9 protein-coding genes are annotated in these 7,589 nt (G+C 60.0%); 4 read left to right on the forward strand and 5 right to left on the reverse strand.

Annotated elements, in window-relative coordinates; translation table 11 throughout:
* Positions 1–47 precede the first annotated feature (47 nt).
* Positions 48–893 carry a phosphonate ABC transporter ATP-binding protein gene (gene phnC, locus ABIN98_RS24495; RefSeq protein ID WP_346914079.1) on the reverse strand — a complete coding sequence of 282 codons (846 nt, stop codon included), beginning with the start codon at positions 891–893 and terminating at the stop codon, positions 48–50.
* A 347-nt stretch (positions 894–1,240) separates the two neighbouring features.
* Here phnC and ABIN98_RS24500 point away from each other — a divergent pair, with 347 nt between their 5' ends.
* On the forward strand, positions 1,241–1,867 hold the full coding sequence (locus tag ABIN98_RS24500; protein ID WP_346914081.1) for a chloramphenicol acetyltransferase: 627 nt from the start codon (positions 1,241–1,243) through the stop codon (positions 1,865–1,867).
* Between the two features lie 65 nt (positions 1,868–1,932).
* Here ABIN98_RS24500 and ABIN98_RS24505 read toward each other — a convergent pair whose 3' ends face one another.
* The gene (locus ABIN98_RS24505) at positions 1,933–3,066 is read right to left on the reverse strand and encodes a YeeE/YedE family protein (protein WP_346914083.1); all 1,134 of its coding nucleotides are present in this window, start codon (positions 3,064–3,066) and stop codon (positions 1,933–1,935) included.
* Positions 3,067–3,200: 134 nt separating this feature from the next.
* Here ABIN98_RS24505 and ABIN98_RS24510 point away from each other — a divergent pair, with 134 nt between their 5' ends.
* On the forward strand, positions 3,201–4,142 hold the full coding sequence (locus tag ABIN98_RS24510) for an MBL fold metallo-hydrolase (RefSeq protein ID WP_346914085.1): 942 nt from the start codon (positions 3,201–3,203) through the stop codon (positions 4,140–4,142).
* Between the two features lie 89 nt (positions 4,143–4,231).
* Here the strand turns inward: ABIN98_RS24510 and ABIN98_RS24515 are convergent, their stop codons facing one another.
* The 3 genes from ABIN98_RS24515 to ABIN98_RS24525 all read right to left on the reverse strand — a co-directional run bounded on the left by ABIN98_RS24515 (position 4,232) and on the right by ABIN98_RS24525 (position 6,399).
* Entirely contained in the window at positions 4,232–5,347 is a 1,116-nt protein-coding gene (locus tag ABIN98_RS24515) for a YeeE/YedE family protein (protein ID WP_346914087.1), read from the reverse strand.
* 183 nt (positions 5,348–5,530) lie between these two features.
* The gene (locus ABIN98_RS24520) at positions 5,531–5,896 is read right to left on the reverse strand and encodes a metalloregulator ArsR/SmtB family transcription factor (protein WP_346914089.1); all 366 of its coding nucleotides are present in this window, start codon (positions 5,894–5,896) and stop codon (positions 5,531–5,533) included.
* 137 nt (positions 5,897–6,033) lie between these two features.
* On the reverse strand, positions 6,034–6,399 hold the full coding sequence (locus ABIN98_RS24525; protein WP_346914091.1) for a transcriptional regulator: 366 nt from the start codon (positions 6,397–6,399) through the stop codon (positions 6,034–6,036).
* A gap of 119 nt (positions 6,400–6,518) precedes the next feature.
* Between ABIN98_RS24525 and ABIN98_RS24530 the strand changes: the two genes are divergently transcribed.
* Positions 6,519–7,250: a cytochrome c biogenesis protein CcdA gene (locus tag ABIN98_RS24530; protein ID WP_346914093.1), complete on the forward strand. Its 732-nt coding sequence runs from the start codon at positions 6,519–6,521 to the stop codon at positions 7,248–7,250.
* 98 nt (positions 7,251–7,348) lie between these two features.
* A partial coding sequence (locus tag ABIN98_RS24535; RefSeq protein WP_394701604.1) for a thioredoxin family protein occupies positions 7,349–7,589 on the forward strand: 241 nt, incomplete at its 3' end.

Here is a 7,589-nt window from a genome sequence, read left to right on the forward strand (position 1 = left end):
ACTCCACGAGCTTTCGAGATGTGATGACTTTGATTGTTTTTTCGGCCTCAAAAGGCCGTTGCAGCCGCCGGCGTCATCGCACCGGTGGAAACTTGTTCTTCCGAACGGGCAGGTCCGCCCGCATCGATGGCAGTTGATGTTGCCGCCTCGTTGAAGCTTTCATCTGCGCCGTAGATTTCACGTGCCACATCGGTGGTCAGGTCTTCCGGCACGCCGTCAAACACCATCATGCCGTCGCGCATGCCGATCACCCGGTCGCAATAGGCCCGGGCCGTATCGAGCGTGTGCAGGTTGCACAGCACGATCTTGTTGTCGCGTTCATGGATCTCGCGCAGCGCATCCATCACGATCTTCGCGTTCATCGGATCGAGCGAGGCGATCGGCTCGTCGGCCAGCACCATGTGCGGGTCCTGCATCAGCGCCCGGGCAATCGCGACACGCTGCTGCTGGCCGCCTGACAGTTCCTCCGCACGCTTTTGCGCCTCCTGGACAATCCCCAGACGATCAAGCGCGGCGAGCGCCGTATTCACGTCACTGGAACTGAAGATGTTGAACAGGCTCTTGAAGGCGCCGTGGCCGTTCAAACGGCCCAGCATCACATTGGTCACCACGTCCAGCCGGGGAACGAGATTGAACTGCTGGAACACCATGGCGCAGTCACGCTGCCAGCGGCGCATGGTGGCGCCTTTCAGGCTCAGGATGTCCTCCCCCTTGAAAAGGATCCGCCCCGAACTTGCCGGCGTCAGCCGGTTGATCATGCGCAGGAGGGTCGACTTGCCCGCCCCTGACCGGCCGATCACGCCGATCATCTGCGGCTTGTCGATGGAGAAACTGACCTTGTCGACGGCGGTTCGCGTCCCGAAGGTCTTGGTCACCTGTTCAAATTGAATCACCCGGCAGCCCTGTCCGTGTTGTTTCGTATTTCAACGGACAAGAGCCACGAGAGTATTACAGGCAAATGACAGTCTTCACGGCGTCACAGCTCCGCTCAACCCGGAAAATGATGAATTAAAAGGCACTCGAGTTTCGGAAACGGGTAAAACTTTGACGGCTCGGCCAATTTTTCCTGTCCTGGCAAGGCTCTACGAATGTCAAACAGCCTCTTCTTCTCGATGAATTCTTGAAAAATTCATCAAACTGTCACCGAACTGTCGTAGTTCGACGCGCCGAAAGTAAGTAAGGAAAAATCCTGAAATGCCGATCGTGGTCGGCATGCCCCCACAACAGGAATTCCCCGTCCATGAAATCGCCTACCGACAAACCCGCTCTCTCCTCGGACCCGTCCATCCACGAACAGGCTGTCGTGGTCGACTGTGACCTCGGTGTATGGACGGAAGTCGGCGCCTTCACCGAAATGCGCCAGAGCTCGATGGACGACTATTCCTATATCGTTCAGAACGGCGATGTGGTGTGGACCACCATCGGCAAGTTCTGCTCCATTGCCCGCAGCGTCCGGCTCAACCCGGGCAACCATCCGACATGGCGCGCCTCCCAGCACCATTTCACCTACCGGGCGGCCGCCTATGACCTGGGTGAAAATGACGACGACTTCTTCGAATGGCGCAAGAAGGACTGGGTGACCATCGGCCACGATGTCTGGATCGGGCACGGGGTAACGGTCCTGGCCGGCGTAACGGTTGGAACCGGCGCGATCCTGGCAGCCGGTGCGGTGGTTTCCAAGGACGTGCCGCCCTACACGATCGTTGGCGGTGTCGCCGCCAAACCAATCAAACGCCGTTTCACCGAACCCCAGGCCGACGCGCTCCAGGAAATCGCCTGGTGGGACTGGGATCACCCGACACTCAAAGAGCGCCTCCCAGACTTCCGCGCCCTATCCATCGACGCCTTTATCGAGAAGTATCGGTAAGACCCCTTTTTGCGACATCTGGCGATGTCTAAGGCGTTCGGCCAGACGTGCTGAGCTGTCTCGCCTCAGCCTCTTCGGACAGGAACCGGCTTAAGGGAGGCTTCCGTGATCATTTCCTCTTCCGGCACGATCTTTTCTGCCGGCGTCTTTTTCGGCTGAACTTCGATCAGCCTGTCGGTCACCGCAGCCGAGAGCCAGATGCACGTCAGCGTGACCCAGGCGGTCAGTGCGACGATCGAGGCTCCGGTCACACCGGCGCCGACGGCGCAACCGCCGGCCAGCATGCCACCGAAGCCCATCATGGCCGCACCGGTCATGTAACGGGCCATGGATTTGCCGCCTTCAAATCCTTGAAGGGCGAGCTCACGGGTCAGGAGGGCGGCCAGGAAGGAACCGAGGAACACGCCCGGCACCACGCCGACGTCGAAATCGAGGGTCGATCCCGGCGGCGACAGGAACAGCATGAGCGTGTCTGCAGAGGGACCGGTAAACGTCACGGCTTCGATCTGCACCGGTTCAAAGGCCTGCGACGCCATGGAAGACGTGAACCACCAGGCGATCGGAATGGTCAATCCGGTGCCCAGTGCGGCGATCATCTGCCAGAGCGGCGCCCGGCTTTTAAAGGCAAAGAACACGCCCGCCGCCAGCCACATCAAGGACAGCAGGATCGTGATCGTGAAGGACATGGACAGGAATTCCATCAGGTCGTTGCCGCCGATATCGGCGGTCGTCCACCACCCTGCGACCCATTCGCGGGCCGGCGTCAGGATACCGCGCAGACTGGCCTGTGCCATAACGGCAAACACCAGACCGGACAGCAATGCACGCAAGTTTCCCGTCGCAGACAGCACCAGAAGCCGGCTCGCGCAACCGCGGGCGAGGATCATGCCGGACCCGAACAAAAGCCCTCCGATTGCCGCCCCGCTCAGGCTTTGCGGCGAGGCCAGCTGGCGCGCTTCGCTGGCTTGCACTTCCCCAAGGGCGACCAGAATCTGGGTTCCAAGAACCGCGGCCGAAAACGTCATCAGCCAAACGGAAAGCCGGACACCGAAGATGCCATGCGCAAAATCGAGTGCGGCTGCCCGCAGACAGAATCGGCTCTGCTGGGCGAAAGCGCCGAAGAGCACACCAACGGTCAATCCCCCGACCGTCAGGATCCAGGGTTCGGAAAACCGTTCCAGAAAGTAAGTCAAATTCATCGTTCTTCACTGCCCCAACCGGGCGCATTGCCCATCTGAATGCGCTAATCTTGAGTGCAATCAGAACCATCATGCATTGACGTTCCTCAAGGAAAGTCCGATAAATTCGAAAAAATGCATGTGTGGAGGAGAATATGCCTAAATTCCTTGATGGCGGACTATCGCGCCGCGAAATTCTCGCAGGTGGAGCAGCGTTCCTCACGATGGCCGGCGCCGGCCTGAGGCCTGCCTTTGCCGCAAGCAGTCCGATCGCAATCGGCGATATGGAAGTCCAGGTGTTTTCAGACGGACATCTCACCCTGCCGATGGGTTTCGTCCTGCCGCAACAGACCAAGGAAGAAGTCGCGGACCTGATGACGCCGCACGGTATGGCCACCGACGCACTGACGCCGGACTGCAACGTCACCCTGCTGCGCACCGGTGACCGTCTGGCGCTGTTCGACGTCGGCTCCGGCGCCAATTTCCAGCCGACAGCAGGCGAACTGCTGTCCGCCCTGGAAGAAGCGGGAATCGGCCCGGGCGACGTCACCGACGTGATCTTCACCCATGGCCATCCCGACCACCTCTGGGGCGTGCTCGACGACTTCGACGAACCGCTGTTCTCCGAGGCCCAATACTGGGTCCCGCAGGCGGAATGGGAGTATTGGCGCTCCGACGATACGCTCGCCAACACGCCCGAAGATCGAAAGACCTTCGTTGTCGGCGCTCAGGCCCGTTTCGAGGCGATCGAGGACCAGGTGGCCATGATCACACCCGGAATGGAAGTCCTGCCCGGGGTGGAGGCCATCGACACGTCCGGTCATACGCCCGGCCACATGTCCTACATGTTGCATGGCGGCGGCGATAGCCTGCTGGTCGTGGGTGACGCCATCTCCAACGCGGTCATTTCCTTTGAAAAGCCGACGTGGCAGTCGGGAACGGACCAGGATCCGGACAAGGGCGTCAAAACGCGGACATCGCTGCTCGACCGCATCGCCACGGACAAGACGAAGATCATCGGCTATCACCTGCCTCACCCCGGCCACGGCGTTGCCGAACGCAACGGCACCGCCTACCGCTTCGTCGCGGCCGGTTAGGTCAGTTCGGTTTTAAAGTTGATCTGACGAACGCACCACCTTGCTTCCGTCTCTTCCCTAGGAGGAAGACGGAAGCGAGAAATTGGCACTTATTCGGCTGCCTGGCGCGATCCGTTGCCGTGGTTGCCCTGATTGCGCTGGAACGCCGCCAGGAACGAGCCTTCGAACAGCCAGGCCAGCCCAAGCCGGGCGCCGAAGGCGATCGATAGAAGCACGACGGGTGCCGACAGGGCCATCGTGGAAAAAGCCGAGATCCCCTGCCCCACCGTGCAGCCCATGGCGATGACGCCACCGACGCCCATCAGCGCCGCGCCGAGGATGTGCCGGCTGAGCTCGCGCGCATCGTCGCAAGCCTCCCAACGAATATCGCGCCGCCACAGAGCGGCGACAATAGCCCCGACGAGGGTGCCGCAAATCAGACCGACGCCGTAATCAGGCAGGGAGTTCGTGTAGGTGATGAACTGCATGATCGTGTCGCCGACCGGCACGACGAACGATCCGGCCTCTTTCTGTACCGGATGGAAGGCGAGTTTTGCGACATACGTCGTCGCCCACCATCCGAAGGCGATCACAAGACCGATCAGTACCCCGGTCAGGATCTGCTTTCCCTGCCGGCGATAGCTTTTCTGGGAAAAGACCCACAAAAGGCCCGCCGCGCCGACCAGAAGGACGAACGCCCGGCGCACGTCGAAGCCCAATACGTATGACAGAAGGCTGCCGATGGACTGGTCGCCCGCGAAGCCGAGATCCACGGCAAGATTGTCGACCACGTGGATTCGCGCTTGGCCGAGCAGCCCGCGCTGCGTCGCAAGGGCTGTCAGGCCGATGACGATCAGCACGACAAACGCGCGCAGACTGCCGCCACCGAGCCGGACCACCGCACCGAAGCCGCATGTCCCGACAAGCGCCATGCCGATGCCGAACATGATGCCGCCGAAAATCGCACCGGTCCATCCGAAGCGGGGATCAAGATAAAAGGCGTTCTCAAGCGACGCGAGATCGGTCGCGACCAGCAGCTGCGTGGCGAGCAGCGCCGTGAGTGACGCCAGGGCCCAGGTCCGCACGCCACTGCTGTCGCCGGCGTACCAAAGCCGTTCGAGGGACGACAGCGTGCAGAAATGGTTCCAGCGCGCGACAAAACCGAGAACCGCGCCGGCGCCAAGCCCAAAAAGAGGAAGTAATACCAGCGGTTCGAATTCACTCATGGGATTGCCCGGCCTGCTGCAAGTGTTTACCCGTCGCCTTTGAGGCAAATGCGCGTCCAAGTCTGCCGCCCGGCAAATATCCAGCGGTTAAAATTCTTTTATCAACCGGGAAGAGTTGCCGCAATCTTTCGCCATGCTGCGGCGCAATGCGGGAATTTTAGGCCAGGCGGGAATTATTTCCCGTCAGGCCGGCGCGCCTTCGGCCTTTGGGGGACGCACATCCGTACAGAAGAGGTCATAGAGCGCGGAAATGATGCTGCTCACTTCATCGTCCCGGATGCTGTAAAAGATCAGCCGTCCATCACGGCGGGACGTTACCAGCCCTTCCATCCTGAGCCGTGCGAGCTGCTGCGACACGGCCGCCTGGGGCATGGTCAGGATTTCTTCCAGTTCGGAAACCGACTTCTCGCCTTCCGACAACAGGCAGAGGATCAGAAGGCGCACTTCGTGAGACAACGCCTTCAAAAGGTCGCTGGCCTTGCGCGCCTGCGCGAACAGCTCGTCGAACTCCGCCGGGTCTGCACCCTTTTTCAGGATCGGAAGGTTCATATCCGCTACCGTGTCGATGTTGCCTGTCGCCCTCGGGAACGTTCACTACTTTCACGAACGCTTGAGTACCTGAGAGGAATACAGCCCATACACCACTTTGCCAACAAACAAAAGTGACGCACAGGGGTTTTTCTTGACTAATTCTGCGCCTTGTCCAGCTTTTCCAGCATCTCATCCAAAAGCGGCCAGAAGAAGTTTTCGCCCGGATACCCGCGCAAGCGTGCGACCTCATTGCCGGCGTCCACGAGAATAAATGTAGGGGTTACCCGCTCCCGACGAATGTCCTTCAGATCCTCCGGCCAGGGCTCGGTCAGATCCACGCGCCTGAGCGGCGCCCTCTTGCCTTCCTCCGTCTTCGGATAGGCAATACCGATCTGCTCATGCCAGGCCCGGCACCAGGGACACCCGGGCTCCTCGATCATGATCAGTTCCGCCGACCATGCACCGGCATGTACGCCAAAACCCGCCAGGAGGGTCAAGGCTCCGATCAAAAAAGCTCGCACGTCGCCTCCTCGTGAGTTTCTGCGCATTATTTGAGATTCCTGATTGCTTTATATAGGAACTTTTGAATACTTTGAAATCAAGGGACGGTGAACAGATAACGTCCGTTGGGAGGGATATAATGCTGGACATTTCGGTTGGCGCGGCCTTTCTGGCCGGTCTGCTGTCTTTCGTTTCACCATGTGTTCTGCCGATTGTCCCGCCGTACCTGTGTTATCTCGCCGGCGTCAGCGTGGATGAACTGAAGGGCGAAACGGCAACCGCGGCAACCAGCCGCAGGATCATTTTTTCATCCATTGCCTTCGTTCTCGGCTTTGCCACCGTCTTCGTGGCCCTTGGGGCAACGGCCAGCGTCATCGGCCAGACCATCGCCCAGTATTTCGATACCCTGGCGATCGTGGCAGGCGCCATCATTATCGTCATGGGCCTGCATTTCCTCGGCGTGTTCCGCATTGCCCTGCTGTTCCGCGAGGCCCGCGTTCAGGTCCAACGCAAGCCCGCCGGCCTTGTCGGGGCCTATATCATCGGCTTGGCCTTCGCCTTCGGCTGGACACCTTGCGTCGGTCCGGTACTGGCCGCGATCCTGTTCATGGCCGGAACGACCGACCCGGCCCAGGGCAGCCTGCTCCTGCTCGTCTATGCACTCGGCATCGGTCTCCCGTTCATTCTGGCTGCCGCCTTCGCCAGCCAGTTCCTCGGCTGGGCAAGCCGCTTCCGTAAACACATGGGAACCGTCGAGAAGATCATGGGCGGCTTTCTCGTCCTGACCGGCATTCTATTCATCACCGGAAAGATGTCGGACATATCTTACTGGCTATTGGAAACCTTTCCCGCCTTCCAGCAAGTCGGATAGTGCGCGTCAGGTTCACATAAGGAGAGGACATCATGCTTGAAGTCATTAGGAATGGACTGTTCCGGTTCGCCCTGCTTGCCCTCGCCCTCACCGGCCCGATGGCACTTGGACCGGCAAGCGCTGTAACCATGGGCGAAGACGGATTGCACAAGGAACCCTGGTTCACCATCACGTTCCGCGACATGGCGGAGGATATCCAGGCAGCCAATGCGGAAGGCAAACGGCTGGCGATCATTTTCGAGCAGCGCGGCTGTATCTACTGCAAGGCCATGCATGAAAAGCTGCTCAGCGATCCGGAAGTTCGCGACTACATCAAGGACCATTTCATGGTCGTCCAGT

Source organism: uncultured Roseibium sp., from assembly GCF_963675095.2.
GTDB lineage: Bacteria > Pseudomonadota > Alphaproteobacteria > Rhizobiales > Stappiaceae > Roseibium.